Below are 20,431 nucleotides of genomic sequence, written 5' to 3'. Positions count from 1 at the left end.
AAGAGGTCTAATAGTACAATTGGTTATTTGTCGCCATTGCAATTTGAACAGTTGTACTACGAAAGTGCAGCTTAGCTAAGTGGTGTCCACTTTCTTGACAGAAGAGCAAAACAAAGCTACTCCTTCAGTTTACTTTTACTGGTGTACTTCTGTGGTATCTAATTAGTACATATTCTCTTAGTCCGAACATAACAATATTTGGTGATTATTCATTAAAACTTCCCCTTCTACTCTATTTAATAATTATGATGCTCTTTATTGTCGGTTCAGCAAATGCGATTAATTTTACCGATGGATTAGATGGTTTACTTATTTCTGCAGCTATTCCAACATATTTTTTCTTCTTTATAATTTCTGACAAAATGGCTGTTCAAACATTCTCATTAGTAATGATTGGTTGCTTATTAGGATTGTTTTTATATAATATATATCCTGCTAGAGCCTTTATGGGTGATACTGGTTCGTTGGCTATTGGTGGTTCTTTAGCTTTTCTGGCTATTATTGAAAAGGTTGAGATATTAATTCCCATCTTATTTTTTATATATTTAGCAGAACAACTATCAGTTATTTTACAAGTTTGGTACTATAAAAAAACTAAACTTCGTATTTTTCGCATGGCACCTATCCACTATCATTTCAGTTTGAAATATGGCTGGAGTGAAAACAAAATTGTTATGATATTTGGTTTCATTTCATGGGTATCTACTTTGATTTGTGTGTTGATATGGAAATTCATGTAGTTAGTGTAGGAATAATAATTGAAAAAGCATCATCATACGACGGTGCGGTGCTTTTCTTATGCCCATCAGACTCGACATTGCTTCAATACAGGGCTTGTGAGAGTAGGAAAGGAATAAGTGTGATACAAAGTTTGAGTGGTCACAGTTCAGCGGATATGTTATTGCGTTACAGTATGCCTAGTAAGGAAGATAAGCATAGAGCAGCTGAACGTATATTTAAAGATTAGCCACCTAACAGGTGGTTTTTGTTTATGTTGGGGATATTTCAAACTGGTTATGGGAAGAAATGGTCAACGAATCGCCACCGATCAAGGTGTTTTTTTATTGTTCTTGGAGAGGGTGGTGGGGTGCAATAACACCTTTTAGACCTAGACCTCCCCCTTTGGTACTTCCACCACTCGATTATGAATTAAATTTGAAGCGATAACGATAAAAATAGAATTCCATTATATGGTATAATTGAGAAAAGCAACAACGGTATATAGATAGGGATGAGAATATGTTTGATTGAGGAGTTTAAACCAACAAGTAAAGATATGAAGAAAACACATCATAGGCGATTTAATTTGAAGAAGGTTTCATTTGAACCTCTTGCTTCTATGACTGAATTAGCACGCCTTCTTTCTGCTGGCAGTGTGCTTCTCGCAGACAATATGAATGCTTGACAGCACGAATAACGGAATTATTCAGGTTATAAAAGACTTATTTAGAACGAATGATATGAGTTTATGGACATCGGGTAAAAAAAGAGAAATTACTCAATACTCCGTTAAAATCAATGAGTTAGATATGTATGATATTCCAAATACAAAAGATATAAAGGAGTTTTTTGTAAAGGGATATTTTGACTTAGGTGAGGAATTTAATTTTATACCAACAGGTTGGACGCTTGAAGAAGAATTAGAAGAATCGAAAGCGCTGAGGTTCTTTGCCACTTTTATTCCATGTATAACTTTAGTAGTTGATGCGAGCAATAAGCAAGTAGTGATGATACAGCTTTCAGGGGATTCAGGATGAATATTGTGGGTCATACCGCTAACGGAAAGATAGCTTCATAGCAAAGATCGAGTAGGCTAACGACGATAAACTCGGTGGCCTGTTGTGCTCACGGGCAATATAGAACAGTAAATATATATGGTGTATTACATAAGTAGGGTATCTAAATTCTATTGGAGGGGGTAAGTGTAATGTTTCTTTTGAAAAAATTCACTATTTGGTTTTCAGCATTGAGTATTATCATTTGTCTTAGTGACAATTTGGGGAGTGGATTAGCAAATATTATTCTTAGTCAAACTCCTCCAATCACTTGGTTGTTAGTATCTCCTTGCAGAAACTGGATGTTAGATGAAAGCATTTTTAGGGCTAGCAGTGTTTTAGTTTCTTTTCGTTTCCAAGCGTATGTAATTCATTTCTGTTCTTTCCTTCTTGTAGGGCTTCTTTTGGAATACCTTATCCATTTATTCAGACGAAAGCAGAAGATGGAAATAGCTTAATGGTTGGTACTGGGATAAAGTAAAAAGTATGAAGGTACTGACAGGTAGAAGGAATAACGCTGCAATTAGAACGTAAGAACATTACAATTATGTTAAAGACAAATTGTATCTCATTCATTGCCGTGTAAATCGCGGCATTTTTTTATATGGGATAACCCTGATCGTACTGCTTTTTGATTTACAAAACTCAGTAACATCAACCCAGAAATAGTAGGATTCCCCCTGCAGCATCTTCCCAAAAACTCTTATAATAGAAGATACTATACGTAGAGCAATGGGAGGTTATTTGGATGACTAGTTATACATTCCAGAAAAACGTGTCTGTATACGATAAAACAGACATTTTAATTATCGGAGGAGGTCCGGCGGGTGTGGCTGCCGCTGTCGGGGCGGCAAGGTGCGGAAAAAAAGTCACGCTGCTCGAACAATCTGGACAATTAGGCGGGATGGGCACCTTGGGCAACGTCAGCGTATTTATGGGTGTCGGCAATGTGACGGGCATTTATCGTGAGATCGTTTCCGAAGTGCTCCCGCAGCAGGCGGTTCCGGGCGATCATAAAGGTTCGATCTGGCCGCAGTACAATCCGTTCCGTCTGCGGCATTATTTGAACGAGAAGCTGGAAAAGGAAGGCGTTCAGGTCTTGTTCCACGTCAGCTGCGCGGGAACTGTCACCGAACTGGGACGGGTAAAGGCGGTCATCGCGAATTCGCGCGAAGGGCTGCTGGCGTTTGAAGCGGATGTATTCATCGACTGCACGGGAGATGGGCGTGTTGCCATCGAAGCGGGGGCTGACTATACTTCGGGACGCGACGTCGACGGGATGACCCAACCCATGACGCTTATGTTCATGATGCAAAATACCGGTCAACCCGCCGTACGGCAATTGCCGGAGGGCTGTTATCGTTACGAGAACGTATCCGAATTGCCGCAAGGAAGACTTCTCCATTGGGAGCAAAATGAACCAGGCAATCTGCTCGTCAATATGACCCGAGTGAAGGGGAACGGGGCCAAAATCAAGGACGTTAGCTATGCGGAAAGAGAAGCGCTGCGGCAAGCTTTCTCCGTCGCCGACTTTTTGCAGCGCAACGGATTCGAAAACTATGTGCTTTCACATATTCCAGGTCAAGTTGGCGTCAGGGAGACGAATCAGATTGTCGGTCATTATACACTGACCGAGGATGATATTCTCTCCAGCCGGAGATTTGACGATGTGGTGGCGCAAACCAACTACGAGATTGATATTCACAATCCGGACGGCAAGGCGGGCACCGACGAGCGAGCAGTGAAAGGATACGACATTCCGTACCGCTGCCTGATTCCGCAGGGGGTACAAGGCTTGCTCGTAGCGGGGCGCTCCATATCGGCCACGCATGTGGCCATGTCGTCGATGCGGGTTCAGGCGACGTGCTATGCGCTCGGCCAGGCGGCCGGTGTCGCAGCCTCGATCGCGGCAGATCAAGGAATTTCGCCGGAGCATGTTAGTGTGGATGAGCTGCATGAAGCGCTAAGACTTCAGAATGTGATGTTTTTGAAGAACACGCACAAGTGATTCAATCATTGAATCGTCCGTAAAAGCACAAACGGGTTCGCGCTTCGGAGCAGCAGCGAGACCCGTTTGTGCATTTTGCTGTCATATCGTACCTTCATGTTCAGTTAAGGGGGCAGGGTTTATGTATAAGTTGGTCATTATCGATGATGAGCCGGCCGTTCGGGGCGGGCTCAGCAAATTTGTGCAGTGGAGCGACTATGGAATTGTTTTGGCCGGCACAGCGGACGACGGCGATACGGGACTTGAGCTGATTGAACGGGTGAAGCCCGACATCGTGCTGACGGATGTGATGATGCCGGTGATGGACGGAATCCGTATGTCGAGGGACGTTCGAGAGCGGTTCCCCGAGACCAAGATCGTATTCATCAGCGGCCACAATGATGCAAACTATTTGCGTTCGGCATTGCAGATTCATGCTGCCGATTATATTTTCAAACCGGTTAAACGGACTGAGCTCCAGAAGGTCATCGAAGGTATCGTGCGGGAACTCCGCACGGAAGAGAAGGAGCGGCAACGGCTCAAAGACATGCAGGTAAAATTGACACAGAGTATGCCACTGCTTAGGGAGAAATTTCTGATGGCGCTGATCCAGGACGGGGATGCAAAGCCTGAGGTGCTGCGGGAAAGAGCGGCGTTTCTCAATCTGGAACTGCCGCTCGAAACGCCATATCTTGTACTCGTTATAACCATTGACGATTCAAAGGAGATGCTCGGAAGCCGTTCAGAGAGGGACAAGCAGCTGTTGTCTTACTCGCTCTTGAACGTCGTTCAAGAGCTGATCGATCAGTACCTGCACGGGTATGCGTTCGAGAACAGAGCCGCTGAATACGTTGGACTATTGGTGCTTGACGATCAGTTGAAAGACCCGGAGGCTACGCTGCTTTCGCTGGCGGAGGCGATCCGCGACAATCTGCGGCGCTGGCTGAAGATCAGCGTTACGATTGGGGTAGGCGAACGCGCCGAAAATATCCGTATGCTTCCAGCGTCCTTTCGGCATGCCCGCGAGGCGGCGGACCAAAAGTGGTATATGGGCAAGAACCAAGTTATCACGATGGACAGTCTGGAATTTGAAGCAGCCAGCCCAATCCGGTTCGATGCCAGCCAGAGTGAGCGACTGGTGTCCGTGCTGAAATCGGGAGAGAAGCACCGATTGGAGATGGAACTGGAAAGCATCTTCGAGCCGCTGGCGCCGATCCGCAAGGACGGCTTCAAATACGTCCGGCATGCAGGGCTGCAAATGATCGCTCTCGCCGGCAGGTTGCTGATTGACCTTAACTTGCTTACCCGCGAAAAGGAAGAGCAGGAAGCCTGGGCGCTGGACCGGCTACTGAAGCTGGAGACGATGGCGGAGCTGAAGAGCTTCGTAAGCGATTACTTATACGGCATTTGCTGCTGGATTCAGGAGAAGCGGAGCGGACGGTCGAGTAATGTGATCGAACATACTCAGAAGTATATTTACGAGAATTACGCCAAGAACTTATCGATCGCAGAGATTGCGGCTAGCGTTTACCTCAGCCAAACTTATGTCAGCTTACTGTTCAAGCAGGAGACCGGCGAGACGATTTACGAATATTTGATGAAGGTCCGTATCGAGAAAGCGAAGGAACTGCTGCGGGATCCCCGCATCAAGTTCTACGAAGTGTGCGAGCAGGTCGGCTATACGGATCCAAGCTATTTCAGCAAGCTGTTCAAAAAGATGACCGGACTTACGCCAAGCGCTTACCGGGATCAGCAATAGGAGATGAACAGGTTCCATGCAAAAGGAGTTGATCCAGTGAGAAGAGTCTTGCGAAAAAGAAGGAGCCGCGCATCCCATCTATGGGAAGGCATTATGGCAGCCAGGAGGTGGATGCTCGCCTACGGACTGCTGATTTTCCTACCGGCGTGCATCATGTTGTACGTCTACTATGAACAGTCCTCCCGGATTTTGCAGGAGGAGGTGACCCAGACCATGCAGCAGACGCTGAAACAGGCAGGTATTAATTTAAACTCGCGGCTCATCTATGTACAGAATTCATCCAATTCTTTATTCATGAACCATAAGCTGTATGAGAATTTGGATCCCGCTAATCCGATCATCGAGCGCATCGCCCAGTCGAAAGAGCTGCGCAATTTGCTCGAATCGGTTCAAACGGCGCCCGACATTGTTAGGGCACGTGTTTTTACCGAACCAGGGAATCTATACGGCTTCGATTTATTGAATCTTTTTCCACTAGACAACTTGAAAGAACACCCTTGGCACGAAGATGTTATGAACGCGGGCGGCAGCATCGTTTGGACAGGAATTTACGAAGAAAACTATCTGGACTCAGGCCCGGCGCGGATTCTTTCCTGTGTCCGAATACTGAGACACCCGCGAAATTTCGATCAGACACTTGGTGTGCTTATGCTGGACGTTCCGGAGAACATGGTAGCTGACATCATTTCCGAGCTAGATTTTCCAGCTCAAAGCCGTGTTTATATAATGGATCGCAGCGGGACTATCATTTACAGCGCGGAGCAATCCCTCGTCGGCACAAAGGCTGCGTTCTCGAGCGAGCCTGATGAAGGAATTGTTGAACGCTCTGAAGGTGGCGAGGATTTGTTCGAGGTGCGAGCACCCATTAGAGCTGCGGATTGGCGGCTCGTGTTGGAAGTGCCCAAGACCGACCTTACGCACCGCACGGCCGCGCTGAGTCAGTGGTCGGGCATTGCGACGATCGCTGGCATGACGATCATGTTTCTGATTCTCGTGTTCATGTTAATGGCGTTCGTCATTAACGGGATGAACAGCCGGATCAAATCGGTCGTCCAGACGATCCGCACGGAAGGCGTCGAAGGGCTGGACGAGCCACGTTCAGATAGGGGCAGTGACTTTTATTTGCTGGAGCGAGTCGTCGATCACTTGGTGCATCGGGTGAAAGATTTGATGGAGGAAGCCTACCACTCGAAAATGCTGGAGCGGGAGGCTGAGCTTCGTGCGCTGCAGGCACAGATCAATCCGCACTTTCTCTACAATACGCTGGATACGATCAACTGGTTGGCGATTTCCCGCGATGCCGACGATATCAGTCATATGATCGAAAGTCTGTCCGATTATTTCCGGCTCAGCCTGAACAAAGGGAAGGATCATGTCTGCGTAGCGGATGAATTGGAGCTCGCGAGAGTTTATTTGGAGATTCAGCAGAACCGATTCCCTTCCACATTCGAGTTCGTGATTGAAGCTGATCCGGAGGCGAGCCGTTGCGTCATTCCGAAGCTGACACTGCAACCAATCGTCGAGAATGCGCTGCTGCACGGCATCCGAAAGAACAAGAGCAAAATCGGGACCATCTGCATTCGCGCGGAGAAGTGTGGCGACGAGCTTGAGATTATCGTCAAAGATGATGGTATCGGCATGGAGGAGCAACTGGCCTCCAGCCTCTTGTCCACATCGCGCCCTTTGCTGCTTGCCGAAGGAAGCGGCAGCTCGTACGGGCTTTACAATGTGAACGAGCGAATCAAGCTGCTGGCCGGTTACGAATATGGACTGACAGTCCGTTCCCGTCTAGGCGAAGGCACTGTCGTAATCGTTCGTCTCAAGGCGATGCAAGAGGAACAAACTAAGTAGGATACGACTAGAAAGTGTCGGATTACCCTCTACATGACACACCATCCTGCAGGTACAATGGAGCCATAAGTGCAGGAGGTGCAACCACAATATGAGCGAGCTCATCACACAATTGAATGGAAACGCAGAGGTGACCAAGGTTTCGCGCAAGCGTGAAGGCAGATGGCGACTGGTATGGCGGAACATCGATACCTACATGCTGCTGTTGCCTGGGCTGCTTTTACTGCTGCTGTTCAAATACACGCCGATGTACGGCGTCTTGATCGCGTTTCAGGATTACAACATTTTCGACGGGATCGTAGGAAGCAAATGGGTCGGACTTGAGCAGTTCCGCAAGCTCATGCAGTCGGCAGAATTCATGCAAGTGTTCACGAATACGTTGCTCATCAGTGTATACAAGATCGTGCTTTTGTTCCCGATACCGATCCTTATCGCCCTGCTGCTGAACGAGATCCGGTTCACAGGGTTCAAACGGACCATCCAGACGATTATCTACATGCCTCACTTCTTGTCCTGGGTCATCATCTCCGGCTTGTTCATGACGATCTTGTCTCCTTCCGATGGACTTGTCAGCTCCGTCATCCAATGGCTCGGCGGCGAATCGATCAGGTTTTTTATGGACAACCACGTGTTCCGAAGCGTCGTTGTATTCACGGCAGGCTGGAAGGAAATCGGCTGGAACGCGATCATCTTCATCGCCGCTCTCGCCAGTGTCGAGCAGGAGCAATACGAGGCGGCTTCTATCGACGGAGCGAATCGGCTGCGGCAGATGTGGCATATCTCGCTTCCCGGCATGTTGCCGACGATCATCCTGATGCTCATTCTCCGCCTTGGCATGGTGTTGGACGCGGGCACAGAGCAGATACTTACGATGTATAACCCTACCGTCTACGCATCCGGCGACGTCATCGGCACCTTCGTCTACAGGATGGGTCTCGGTAAGATGGATTACAGCTTCAGCACCGCGGTCGGCCTTTTCAATTCGGTCGTCGGCTTCATTCTCATCGTCTCCGGCAACTGGCTCAGCAAAAAACTGCTGAACCGCGGGATCTGGTAAGGAGGTTTGGCATGCATATCCGTAAAAAAACGTTCAGCGACTGGGTATTAGACACCTTCGTCTACGGCTTCATGATCGCGTTAGGACTCATTACCTTACTGCCCATGATCCATGTGTTCTCCAAATCCGTCAGCTCGGATTGGGCGCTTGTATCGGGACGAGTGAACCTGCTGCCAGTCGGCTTCCAGCTCGATACGCTGGTAAACGTTGCCACCTCCCACGCATTCGGCCGGGCTTTCGTCATTTCGGTCATCGTGACAGTAGTTGGGACACTACTAAGCATCTTGGTGACAGCAATCACCGCCTATCCGCTGTCTAAGCGTCATTTGCCCGGCATTTCAACAATCATGATATTGTTCGTCTTCACCATGCTGTTTAGCGGAGGACTCATTCCGAATTACCTGTTGATCCGTGAGCTGCACCTGCTAAACAATCTATGGTCTCTCATATTGCCGGCAATGATCAGTGTTTTCAATATGCTGGTGATCAAGAGCTATTACGAAGGGCTTCCCGAAGCGCTTGAAGAATCGGCGCGGATCGACGGAGCGAAAACATATACGATTCTGTTCCGCATCATTCTTCCGCTCAGCATGCCTGTACTCGCTGCAATCGCCTTGTTCTATGCGGTCGGCTTCTGGAACGACTACTTCAGTCCGATGCTCTACATCAGCGATCCGTTGCTTAAAACGCTTCAACTGCATCTGCGCGATATCGTGATGGAGAACGATACGGCTAACGCGCTCAACAAGTCGGCCGACGATCTGATGAATATGTCACCGGAAAGTATCCGGTCCGCTACTGTAGTGGCATCTACCGTACCCATTCTTCTCGTATATCCGTTCCTTCAGAAGTATTTTATTAAGGGTGTATTAATCGGTTCCGTCAAAGGTTAATGCTGCATTAACGCCGGCGGAATCCATGCCGCTGCTTAATGATAAATTGCACTTCATACACAGGAGGGTTTAAAAGATGAAAAAAACGATGAAATGGGCCGCGCTCCCTATAGCTGTCAGCCTGATGCTTCTTTCCGCTTGCGGCTCGAATAGCGAAGGGGAGAAAGGCTCCCCGGCGCCGTCCGCCCAGCCAGCGAGTGCCGGCCCCAAGCCTGAACTAAAAGCACTCATGCGCTTGGGCCCCAACTTCAGTAAAGATCCAATCGCCATTATGCTGGAAGAGAAGACCGGGTACAAAGTAAATTACGAAGCGCTTCCGGTCGATAAGCCGGAGGACAAACTCAATCTCTTGATCGCTTCCTCCGAGCCTTACGATATCGTCTCGACAGGCGGGGACAGCAGTTCCAAAGCGATCTATGCCGATTATGCCAAAAAAGGCGCGCTGGTCGATCTGACTCCGCTCATTGACAAATACGGCAAAAATATCAAAGCGTCGTTGTCCAAAGAGACGCTGGAAATGGCCAAAGTCGACGGTAAAATCTATGCGATTCCGACCCGAACCCTCGAATCCGTCGGCACGAGCCTGATGATCCGCAAGGATTGGTTGGATAAGCTGGGTCTGCAAGTACCGACAACGCTTGACGAGCTGATGGTTGTCCTCAAGGCGTTCAAGGAGAAGGATCCTGGCGGTAACGGAGCCAAAAACATACCGATGTCTATTAAAGGCGACGTTCCGATGGTCGACAACCTCATCGGTGCCTTCGGCATGGTCAACGATTGGAACGATGTGAACGGTAAGCTGATCCCCCGTGCTATGAATCCTGCGTTTAAGGAATATTTGACTTATATGTCCGATCTTTATAAGCAAGGGCTACTTGATCAAGAGTTTGCGATTAACAAGGACGCAACGGTGAAGGAGAAGTTTACAAACGGCAAGGCGGGCGTCATCGTGTTGCATTGGGCTGACATTCCGCAGATCGACGATGCGCTCAAGAAAAACTTCCCGGGAGCCACTTATGTGTACATTCCTGCGCTGACAGGCAAAAACGGCCAGGCAGGTCTGGCACAGTCATTCGGATTCGACCGATTGACCTTTATTCCGAAAGCTTCCAAACATCCGGAAGATGCGATCAAATGGATTGACGCCAAACTGGAACCGGATACGTTCAAAAACTTGGCGATTGGCATAGAGGGCACACATCATACGGTCAAAGATGGCAATTATTACCCGATTTTGCCGATCTTCAATGACGAACGCGGCTCGGCCAGCAATTATTTGTCCGGCATCGACGAAACCAAATATCCGGTCTATTGGCAGGCTCGCGTCCGTAAAGATGATCGGCTTTACAAGGGTTGGGAATATCTGAACAAGCAGCAGAAGCCGAATGTGTTCAAGCAGAATCCTCTGGGATTAGCGCCCTACTTCCCGAATTACTCCAAGGAAAATGCGCAGCTAAGCCAGATGGTCAACGATTATGCCATCAAAATCATCGTCGGCGGCGAACAGCTTACAGGATTCGACGCATTCACGGAAAAATTCAAGAAAGCCGGCGGCCAAACGAGCTACGACGAAATTAACGCATGGTACGTGACCGCCCATAAATAACGCAGTGCGGCAGGCTGCCGTTGGCGCTAGTTGGCGCAGGCTGCCGCATCCGCTGTGCATAATCAGGAAAGGTTGAATAAGTAAAGGGGGATGTTGCTGTAAGTTGAGCAAGGCCAAATTATTTATAGGAGGGAATAGGGATGATTGTTTTAGAATTTTCGAAAAGATGGAAATCGCGCGGTTTCATGATGCTCTTCTTTCTGATCGGTATGCTTCTATTTGTCGCTTCTTCCGTTAATGCCGCTCAACAAGAACCTTACAATTGGCAAAATGTGCGTATAGGCGGAGGCGGCTTTGTAACCGGAATCGCCATTCATCCGACTGAGCCGGATCTTGTCTATATTCGTACCGACGTCGGTGGAGCCTTACGCTGGGACCCTGTTAATCAGAAGTGGATCCAACTATTGAATGCGATTCCAAGAGAAAAATACAATGAGTACGGCATCGACAGTATCGCTCTTGATCCTTCGAATCCGAATGTGGTTTACATCGCAGCGGGCAAGTACAACTATGTAGGCGCTCCTGCGGATATTCTGAAATCAACGGATCAGGGAGCCCATTGGACGTCAACCGGGTTCGCTCCCAGGCATTATGGCAACGGGCCAGGACGGGATTTAGGCGAACGGCTTGTGGTAGACCCGAACAACAGTCAAATCATTTATATGGGAACGCGTTATGACGGGCTGTGGAAAAGCACATCCGGTGCCAGCTCAGGCTCATGGGAGCAGGTGACTAACTTCCCGACCCTCGGTGCCGATCCAACCGGACTCAATTTTGTTTTATTTGATAAGAGTACGGGTTCTCCGGGCATTGCGACTCAAACCATCTATGTCGGGGTCAAAGGCACTGGCATTTACCAGAGCGTAAATGGCGGGACGACATGGTCGCTGATGAATGGAAGTCCGCTTACGCCTCGTCGGGCTGTTCTGGCAGGTGGAGGCACCCTGTATGTCACTTATGAATCTGGCGTCACGAAATTTGCAAACGGTGTATGGACCGACATTACGCCTCCGTCAACGGGGAGATACAACGGAATTACCGTAGATCCTACGAACCCGAACATCGTGATGACGGCCATTGAGGACGGCTCGAACACACCGGCGCCGATCTACCGGTCGGTTAATGGAGGAGCGAACTGGACGCAGATCACCTTCGTCAAACATCCGAATGTTCCCTGGTGGACGAGTAATTGGTTTGCTGCCAATACCTCCACCTTGACCATCGATCCCCATTTTCCGAATCGGGTCTGGTTAACCGACTTCTACGGCACATGGCGTACAGATGATATAACGGCAACTCCGTCCCACTGGTATACGTACGAGGAGGGCCACGAAGAAGTGGTGACGTTCGCTTTGCGCAGCACGCCGATCGGTGCACCGCTGCTGAGCGGGCACGCGGATGTCGACGGTATGCGTCATACTTCGCTTTCAACGTTTCCAAGTGGTAAATTCGGCAGTCCATCTCTGGGCGATACGGTATCCATCGACTTTCAAGAGAGTAATCCGAACTTCATCGCCCGGGTAGGTTCCACTCGTTATGCCGGTACAGGCGGAGGTGGTTACAGTACCAACAACGGGGCTACCTGGACGGCGTTTCCCAATCCGCCTGGCATGGCGGGCCGCATCGCCGTATCCGCCGGAAGCGAGACGATGGTCTGGGTCCCGCAGAGCGGAAGTCCGATCTATTCAACCAATCGGGGACTAACGTGGAACCCGAGCACAGGCGCACCATCCGGAACCGTACACGATTTCTGGGTCTGGTACCAGCCGCTGGCATCCGACCGCGTCAACAACAATACGTTCTATCTGTTAGAACGAGGGACGTGGAAATTATTCCGCAGCATAGACGGGGGCGCGTATTGGACGCTAGCGTCCACGATGCCGCAAGCACCGGCAAAAACTCCCGCGTATTTCAGCGTCAAGGCAGCGCCGGGTAAAGCGGGCGAAGTGTGGGTCAGTCTGGATGGGGGAGGTCTCTGGCGTTCCAGCAACGCCGGCGATTCTTGGACGCAGCTGCCGAATGTGCAGCAGGCGACATTGTTTGCATTTGGTAAAAATAAGCTCGGTTCTCCAGATCCCACAGTTTTCGTATATGGCAAGGTGGATAATAGCGTGGGCATTTTCCGCTCCGACGATTTCGGCACCACCTGGGTGAAGATTGACGTATCTGATCCGGCGATTGGCGCTGAGGCCAACACGATGGAAGGTGACCGTCAGACATGGGGACGCGTCTATATCGGAACGAACGGAACCGGTGTTTTTTACGGTGACACCTTGATGAGTGAAGGAACCGATACGGAGCCGCCGACAGCTCCAACGAACCTGTCATCTCCATCTCATACATCTACAAGCGTTAACTTATCTTGGACGGCCTCAACCGATAACACCGGTGTAGCGGGGTATAATGTTTACAATGGAGGCGTATATGTCGGTGCCACGACAACACTTTCGAGTACAAACTATACTGTAAACGGATTAACGCCCAGCACCGCCTATTCGTTTACGGTGAAAGCCAAAGATGGGGCAGGGAACCTCTCTACGGCAAGCAATACGCTGAGTGTGACGACAGCGCCTCCGCCGGCACCGCCGACGAATCTGGCAACGACATCGACGACACTCACGAGCCTCAGCCTAAGTTGGAGTCCGCCATCGAATCTCTCCGGTGTAGTCGGATATAACCTTTACGTGGGAACCAAACAGGTGGCTGCTACCTCGGGCACGACGTATACACTCACGGGATTGCTGCCCAACCAAACGTACTCGGTTACCGTTCGTTCCGCAGACGGTGCAGGCAGCACGTCAGTAGCTAGCAATACACTGGCTGCAACGACAGCGACAGGTCCGGGCATGCTTGCTTTCAGTGACGATTTTCAGGATGGGGTAGCGGATGGTTGGACGCCTGCGAACGGTACGTGGTCTGTTGTAACATCAGGCGGGTCCAAGGTTTACAAGCAAGCATCCTGGCTGGCGACGAATGCGTTCAGTACCGTCGATACCAGCACATATACCAACTACAGCGTGGAAACGAACATTAAACTTACTCAAAATGATATTGACCTGGCAGCCGGTATTACGGCGCGTTATCAGGATCCGAACAATTTTTACTATTTCCGAATAAAAGCTGGCAAACTGCAAATTGGCAAATCAGTGAACGGAACCGTCACGATCCTGACTGCGAAAAATTATACGATGACGACGAATGAAGTTTACTCGTTCACTGCGGTTTTAAACAACAGCACACTCGAGTTATATGTGAATGGGTTTAAGGAATTAACGGTTACGGATTCGAGTCTTACCTCGGGAAAAGTCGGCCTATATGCCTTCAAAACGAGTGTTGAATTTGACAATGTGAAAGTCGTTCATGATCGCGATTTCACGCCGCCGACGGCTCCTGGGAATTTACGCTTGTTGTCCAAAAGCGAGACCACGGCAGATTTGGTTTGGGATGCATCCTTGGACAATATCGGTGTAAGCCAATATGAAGTATATCAAGGTTCAACGTTGATCGGAACCGTCACGTCTAACACGTATTCCGCGACTAACCTTACGGCGAATACCGCTTACACGTTCAGCGTAAAGGCAAGGGATGCAGCAGGCAACGTGTCCGCAGCGAGCGGTCTGCTCAGCGTCACGACAGACCCGTATCTGTTTCAAGCGAAGAAAACAATCGCCCCCATTACCGTTGACGGATCCTTGGACGAACAAGTTTGGTCCTCGTTCAAGCAGATAAAGAAAGCAATTATCGGAACTCCGAATAATACGGCTGAATTCAGCTCGCTCTGGGACAATACTTATTTGTATGTAGGCGTCAAGGTCATCGATGGGAATCTGTATAATACCTCTGTGCAACCGTATTACGATGACTCCATCGAAATCTATATCGATAGCAACAACAATAAGGGTACAACGTATGACAGCTATGACCAGCAGTATGTCAAGGGCTGGAACGACAGCACGCTATGGCTGAAGAGGGTGATGCCAAGCGGTGTGCTGCATGGATGGGCGCAGGTTCCAGGCGGATACAGTGTCGAGCTGGCGATTCCGTGGAGTACGCTCGGCCTTACGCCGACCTCCGGGATGACCATCGGCTTCGACGTGGCGAACAATGACACAGACACCGGTGCCGGCAGGCAAAGCCAGCTGATGTGGGCCGGAACGAGCGACAACTGGACGAATACGTCCGCCTTCGGGAGCCTGCAGCTTTCCTCCACCTCTATTGGAGATACGCAGCCGCCGACAGCTCCGGCGAATTTGACATCGCCCTCGCACACCGACAGGACTGCGGCATTGTCCTGGACGGCTTCTACGGACAATGTGGGCCTTACAGGATATGACATTTATAACGGCGGAAGTCTGGTTGCAACGGTAACTTCGACGACCTATACGGTCACCGGGTTAACGCCGGGAACAAGCTACACCTTTACTGTAAAAGCCAAAGATGCGGAAAACAATGTGTCGGCGGCGAGCAACACGGTCAGCGTCACGATGGATGCGTCTTACACGCTCATGTCTGTTGCCAAAACGAGTGCCGCCATCCAAATCGACGGTTCGCTGAACGAAACGGCATGGGCCATTACGAAGCAAGTAAGCAAAAACGTGTCCGGAACCTCCAACAATTTGGAGCAATTCGGAGTGCTATGGGACGATACTTATTTGTATGTCGGGGTCAGCGTCCTCGACGCCAATCTGTACAACAATTCGCCGGAGCCCTATTCCGACGATTCCGTCGAGATTTATGTGGACGGAAATCATAATAAGGGCGCGACATATGACAGTTATGACCGGCAATTTATCAAAGGGTGGAACGACAGTACGCTATTCGAGGCGGCAAGCCGCACGGGCGGCGTGCAGCATGCATGGGCCACGATGACGGGTGGATACAGTGTTGAGATGGCGATTCCATGGAGTTCGCTTGGCATTACGCCATCCGCCGGGATGATGATCGGCTTCGACGTAGCGAACAATGACGAGGACGATGGCAACGGTCGGCAGAGCCAGACGGTATGGGCCGGCGAGTCCACGAACTGGACGAATACATCCGCATTCGGGGAATTGAAGCTGCTAGCACCATAAGATAGGGTAGCTGCAGATAACATCTGCTAGGTTCAACCACAAGGATAGATTTGTAAATGTTAAGCACCTATGGCGTCGGTTCCGGTTTATTTGCAAGGTGGATGGGAGCCCAGTCAATACCGGACCGACTATCAAAGGACACCCCGCACTCTAACGGAGAAACGTTTCAGGCGGGGAGAGAGAATAGTTGCAATTTTCACATCATTTTGAGATCAAATGGTTGAGAGAAGGTGGCTGAAAGTATGGAAATCATTCGACGCGTTTCAACATCACAAAAAGCTATTGCTTTTACATTCGACGATGGTCCTAATCCGATCTATACTCCGCAATTGTTAGATATTTTCGAAGAGGTTTCCGGTCACGCAACGTTTTTCATGATGGGTAAACAAATCGAACTTTATCCCGAGACCGCTCTGGATGTCCATGTCAGAAAACATGAAATTGGGAACCATTCTTACTCCCATCCTTATATGACTCAAATTAGTTTGGACGCATGCGAGCGCGAGCTTTTCGATACGGACAGCTTAATTTCACAGGTAACAGGCGGCCGGCCTGCTGTTATGCGTCCTCCATACCTCGATTATAACTTGGAAGTCCACGCGATTACTGCCAAACTGGAGTATCATGTCATAGGAGCTCTCAACGGAGAAGCCAAAGATTGGGGGATGCCTGGAGTAGAGCATATTCTCGATTCAACCCGTAAGCAGGTTGGATGCGGGAGCATCCTTCTCTTTCATGACGGCTTCGGAGACCGGTCCCAAACCATCGAAGCCGTTCGAATTTTGACCAAGGAATTAACAGAAGAAGGTTATCAGCTTGTAACGGTTAGTGAGCTCTTACAAATGCAGGAATCATAATCAAAAAATAGTGATCGTGATAGTGAAGAGGATCTCGAAAAGAACCGAACCAACGGCTAGGTTCTTTTCGTTCATGTTGAACGCAAATAAAGTAAATATAGTTGCATGAAAAGTGAAAATAGAAGTGTGAATACGCTTGCCAACTAACGAACGAGACGCCGGTGATTTCAGCGGACACCAAAGTAGTGCATTGGCACGGATTGTTTGTTTAAATCCCCCCCTATTGTTGGACTTTTATAAGTACTCGTTAGAAAAAGCACTTTGGATGGTTGACGATTACTATAAAGAAATGTTGTTTTTGAAATATTGTAAGTGGTTCAATCTGGATGTGAGATAGGTTGCCGCTAGCACAGCTAAACTAACGGAAAACGTTTGCGCCGCGATGGAACCGATCCATCGCTTGTTTTCGTTCTGGGCTTTTTGCTCAACAAACGGGTGGCATAGAGGATTAGCTTACTTCCTCTTGACCATAACACTGAGGTCAGGGTTTATAATGAGATTATCTCGAGCAGAAATCTACTGGAAAGGAAATAAGATACGTTATGGATATAACTCCACAAGAAGAAAACATGATTAAGGCTCTACGTGAGGCTGTATTACCCCCTTTATATGTGCTCATACGAATTAGAAATGATATTTCAAATGACATTGCAAATGTCGAAGAGAGCCGAAGAGATGACGTCGTTAAAACATTAGAAAAATACATCGGCCCACTATGGGAAGACTATCATGAGGGGAAGAATTCAAAAGCCAAAGAAAGATCTTAACGAATTAATCTTAACTATGCAATGGCTGCAAACCCCAAACTCTCACCACTTAGATTTATATCATTACGCTTATGGGACAGATAGTTAAAAAATAATTATTAAAAGGGTTGCCGCGCTGCATCCCTTCGGTTCTGTGAAAAAAGCGACAAGGAACTATTCCTTGTCGCTTTTTATGGTGAATTTCAAGATGACTTTGTAGGAGGTGAGCTCCTTCAAGGCATTTCTTATCCGGAGAAGATCATGATCCCGAGCTGGAGGCTTGAATCGTTGGGATTGAATCGACGCCTGCCGCAGACAGTGGTGCGAGAAAACGCTCCAGTTCCTCTGGATTTGTTGCCAACTTGGCGCCGTAATTAACCGGTTTCCATTGGGAGAAACGGAAGATAATCGGGAAGTCGGGGCCGATTGCGGCTCGCACCGCTTCGATAACCTCCACCGCGAATCGGGTGCGGCCAACCAGATCGCCGCCATAATCATCCGTGCGCTTGTTGGTGACGTCCCAGAAAAATTGGTCAATCAGGTAGCCGTGTGCGCCGTGGATCTCCACCGCATCAAAGCCGAGACGTTTCGCGTCGGCTGCGCTCTGGGCATAAGCCTGTACGAGACCTGAAATCTCCTCGACTGTCAGCGGCTCTGATACCGACTCACCGGTCAGGCTTAGACCCGACGGCCCGATTGGGTCGACATTCGAATCCGGGAATTTCTTCCTCTCACGGGCAGTACCGGTATGCCAGATCTGAGGAGCGATTTTGCCCCCGGCTTCATGCACTTCGCGCACGACGCGCGACCATCCTTCCAGAGCTTCCTCCCCGTAAAAATGCGGCACGCCGTGGTCAGCAGCCGCAGCCGGATGGTTAATGATCGTTCCTTCAGTGATGATGAGACCGACGGCGTTTTCGGCCCTCCGACGGTAATATCCGGCCACGTCAGGACCTGGAACGCCTTTCGGCGAAAAGCAGCGGGTCATTGGGGCCATGACAATACGATTTTCAAGCTTCAGTCGGCCGTTTTCAAAAGGCTTAAACAGAGCCGCTGCTGTTTTGGATATGGTCATCTTATTCTCTCCTCCTATATAAAAAAAGTTAGTTTATTCATCTACAAATACAAATTTATAGATGAATAGATGTAAGTGTCGGCAGATTCTCGTTCATCTTTTCCGGCTCCCGCAATCAGCAAAGGATGTTGAGACGGGTCTCATTAGACAGAGCCTTCAGCACCGCAAGCATACCTTCATTTTTCAAATACTCGACACCCATTCCTAGTTGGTTTGCTCCAAGTATACCAAAAGTACCGCTCATGAGAAATATGATAACCACATTAGTATTTATTCAGACTGTGCATTCCGCTTGGGGAGGCATAGGCGGTCGGGACAGTAAGTCTCTCTGAGTCAAAACAGCTGTTTGCATGGATAAATCACTTCATAAATGACGAACGCAATACTCCGTCAGAAGAATGTGTGGATTGGTTGAGAAATGAACTTTTAGAGTCAAAGGCATTTCTAATTACAGAAATTCTTAATGAGATTAAAGAAGAGGGAAAATAAGAACAAGCACGTAAGGCTAACGGTGGACGAGAATTCAATCAACAAATTGCTGCTCTCTATGTGAAGACAAAGTTCTTATGGTAAAAGAAAATAAAGCATGTGTTAAAAATAAATGGAACTTCCCTTCTGGAAGAATCGAGCGGGATAGGTATTAAACGGTAAAATTAATGCAGACAGTCGTTTTGTGCGAATATGAGTGATACTATTTAAGGAGGCAACAGCTATATGTCCAAAGATCGGTTACTAATCATTAATGCTGATGATTTTGGTATGTGTCATTCTACAAATCGGGCGATTGGTATCTTACTGAAAGAAGGTTATATTACTTCAGCAAGCATCATGATGACATGTCCTTGGGTTACCGAGGCTGCGTCTTTTGTCAGACAATATCCGTAAATAGATGTAGGTATCCATATCACCCATACAAGCGAGTGGGAGAACTATAAATGGGGACTATTAAGAAGAGATTTGTCAACACTAAAGGATCAGTATGGATATTTTCCGTCAAACACAGCTACGGTTATAGCTGAAGCTGACCCAGAAGAGCTACAGAAGAAGCAGTCGCACAAATTGAATTGGCAATCAAAATGGGCATTGATCCGACGAATATCGATAATCACATGGGTAGTATGAATCATGTAACTGATATACTCTTGGAACTTTGTCAGGCGTACAATCTTCCCTTAAGATATCCAAAACATGCTCATCCTAAATTGGACATTTCCCATAATGAACAACTTGTAAAGCACGCGGAAGAAAAAGGGATACTTTTACCCGATCACGTTATGTTTCTTCCCTTTTTTTCACCGATTGAATAGGTAGAACCCACCTACGATTCAACCAAAGAGGCAACGATTCAATGTATTAGAGAATTAAGACCAGGGATTACTGAATTGTTGTTTCATCCATCCATGGACACAGAAGAACTTAAATCGATTACTAACACATGGATGATGCGTCGATTTGAATTTGATGTATTTAAGGATAAAGAGATCATCAAGTTACTAGATAAAGAAGAAATACGATTAATCACTTGGCGTGACATTGAAATATGCAACGGGCTCTGTGACGATTAGGAAAGAAGATATTCAACCATCCGTGTCACACTGGTGATAAACCATTACACCCACGGAGAACGATTGGGAAGGAGCTTATCGTGAACTGCACCCCAATTGTTAGACACAGTCTAACAATTGGAGGTGCAGTTTTTTTGGCTAAATACTCAACCGAGGAGAAACTAGAAGCAGTCCTGGCTTATCTAGAA

General features: G+C 48.3%; 12 protein-coding genes and 3 pseudogenes. 14 read left to right on the top strand and 1 reads right to left on the bottom strand.

The genetic code is table 11. The features are described 5' to 3' along the window. Positions 1–107: 107 nt before the first annotated feature. The 12 genes and pseudogenes from AC58U0_RS36305 to AC58U0_RS36250 all read left to right on the top strand — a co-directional run. A pseudogene (locus AC58U0_RS36305) lies at positions 108–740 on the top strand (MraY family glycosyltransferase); the annotation flags it as partial. Positions 741–1,397: 657 nt separating this feature from the next. Further along, entirely contained in the window at positions 1,398–1,757 is a 360-nt protein-coding gene (locus tag AC58U0_RS36300; RefSeq protein ID WP_497383542.1) for a hypothetical protein, read from the top strand. 170 nt (positions 1,758–1,927) lie between these two features. After that, entirely contained in the window at positions 1,928–2,233 is a 306-nt protein-coding gene (locus tag AC58U0_RS36295) for a hypothetical protein (RefSeq protein ID WP_497383541.1), read from the top strand. Between the two features lie 290 nt (positions 2,234–2,523). Beyond that, positions 2,524–3,783, top strand: a complete 1,260-nt coding sequence (locus AC58U0_RS36290; RefSeq protein ID WP_497383540.1) for an FAD-dependent oxidoreductase — start codon at positions 2,524–2,526, stop codon at positions 3,781–3,783. A gap of 121 nt (positions 3,784–3,904) precedes the next feature. Then, positions 3,905–5,521, top strand: coding sequence for a response regulator transcription factor (locus AC58U0_RS36285; protein WP_497383539.1), 1,617 nt, complete (start codon positions 3,905–3,907; stop codon positions 5,519–5,521). A 36-nt stretch (positions 5,522–5,557) separates the two neighbouring features. Beyond that, on the top strand, positions 5,558–7,372 hold the full coding sequence (locus AC58U0_RS36280; RefSeq protein WP_497383538.1) for a cache domain-containing sensor histidine kinase: 1,815 nt from the start codon (positions 5,558–5,560) through the stop codon (positions 7,370–7,372). 91 nt (positions 7,373–7,463) lie between these two features. Next, a complete protein-coding gene (locus AC58U0_RS36275) occupies positions 7,464–8,429 on the top strand; it encodes an ABC transporter permease (protein ID WP_497383537.1) in 966 nt (321 codons plus the stop codon). An 11-nt stretch (positions 8,430–8,440) separates the two neighbouring features. After that, positions 8,441–9,322, top strand: a complete 882-nt coding sequence (locus AC58U0_RS36270; RefSeq protein WP_497383536.1) for a carbohydrate ABC transporter permease — start codon at positions 8,441–8,443, stop codon at positions 9,320–9,322. Between the two features lie 76 nt (positions 9,323–9,398). Further along, positions 9,399–10,928 carry an extracellular solute-binding protein gene (locus AC58U0_RS36265; RefSeq protein ID WP_497383535.1) on the top strand — a complete coding sequence of 510 codons (1,530 nt, stop codon included), beginning with the start codon at positions 9,399–9,401 and terminating at the stop codon, positions 10,926–10,928. Between the two features lie 140 nt (positions 10,929–11,068). Further along, entirely contained in the window at positions 11,069–16,000 is a 4,932-nt protein-coding gene (locus AC58U0_RS36260; protein ID WP_497383534.1) for a sugar-binding protein, read from the top strand. Positions 16,001–16,242: 242 nt separating this feature from the next. Then, entirely contained in the window at positions 16,243–16,857 is a 615-nt protein-coding gene (locus AC58U0_RS36255) for a polysaccharide deacetylase family protein (RefSeq protein WP_497383533.1), read from the top strand. Between the two features lie 542 nt (positions 16,858–17,399). After that, a complete protein-coding gene (locus AC58U0_RS36250; protein WP_497383532.1) occupies positions 17,400–17,624 on the top strand; it encodes a hypothetical protein in 225 nt (74 codons plus the stop codon). Between the two features lie 277 nt (positions 17,625–17,901). Here AC58U0_RS36250 and AC58U0_RS36245 read toward each other — a convergent pair. Continuing rightward, positions 17,902–18,678, bottom strand: a pseudogene (locus tag AC58U0_RS36245) (oxidoreductase); the annotation flags it as partial. A gap of 714 nt (positions 18,679–19,392) precedes the next feature. On the opposite strand from AC58U0_RS36245, the gene AC58U0_RS36240 reads away from it, so the two are divergent. Next, positions 19,393–19,563 carry a ChbG/HpnK family deacetylase gene (locus AC58U0_RS36240; RefSeq protein ID WP_497383531.1) on the top strand — a complete coding sequence of 57 codons (171 nt, stop codon included), beginning with the start codon at positions 19,393–19,395 and terminating at the stop codon, positions 19,561–19,563. Between the two features lie 164 nt (positions 19,564–19,727). Continuing rightward, positions 19,728–19,985 (top strand): annotated as a pseudogene (locus AC58U0_RS36235) (ChbG/HpnK family deacetylase); the annotation flags it as partial. Positions 19,986–20,431: the final 446 nt, after the last annotated feature.

It is taken from the genome of Paenibacillus sp. J31P190, from assembly GCF_059692075.1.
This window is presented reverse-complemented; position numbering and strand designations above follow the sequence as displayed.

Excerpts from the sequence above, each read along its gene's own strand:
- AC58U0_RS36300 (WP_497383542.1), top strand. The coding sequence starts at position 1,398 with ATGCTTGACAGCACGAATAACGGAATTATTCAGGTTATAAAAGACTTA.
- AC58U0_RS36295 (WP_497383541.1), top strand. The coding sequence starts at position 1,928 with ATGTTTCTTTTGAAAAAATTCACTATTTGGTTTTCAGCATTGAGTATT.
- AC58U0_RS36290 (WP_497383540.1), top strand. The coding sequence starts at position 2,524 with ATGACTAGTTATACATTCCAGAAAAACGTGTCTGTATACGATAAAACA.
- AC58U0_RS36285 (WP_497383539.1), top strand. The coding sequence starts at position 3,905 with ATGTATAAGTTGGTCATTATCGATGATGAGCCGGCCGTTCGGGGCGGG.
- AC58U0_RS36275 (WP_497383537.1), top strand. The coding sequence starts at position 7,464 with ATGAGCGAGCTCATCACACAATTGAATGGAAACGCAGAGGTGACCAAG.
- AC58U0_RS36270 (WP_497383536.1), top strand. The coding sequence starts at position 8,441 with ATGCATATCCGTAAAAAAACGTTCAGCGACTGGGTATTAGACACCTTC.
- AC58U0_RS36265 (WP_497383535.1), top strand. The coding sequence starts at position 9,399 with ATGAAAAAAACGATGAAATGGGCCGCGCTCCCTATAGCTGTCAGCCTG.
- AC58U0_RS36260 (WP_497383534.1), top strand. The coding sequence starts at position 11,069 with ATGATTGTTTTAGAATTTTCGAAAAGATGGAAATCGCGCGGTTTCATG.
- AC58U0_RS36255 (WP_497383533.1), top strand. The coding sequence starts at position 16,243 with ATGGAAATCATTCGACGCGTTTCAACATCACAAAAAGCTATTGCTTTT.
- AC58U0_RS36250 (WP_497383532.1), top strand. The coding sequence starts at position 17,400 with ATGGATATAACTCCACAAGAAGAAAACATGATTAAGGCTCTACGTGAG.
- AC58U0_RS36240 (WP_497383531.1), top strand. The coding sequence starts at position 19,393 with ATGTCCAAAGATCGGTTACTAATCATTAATGCTGATGATTTTGGTATG.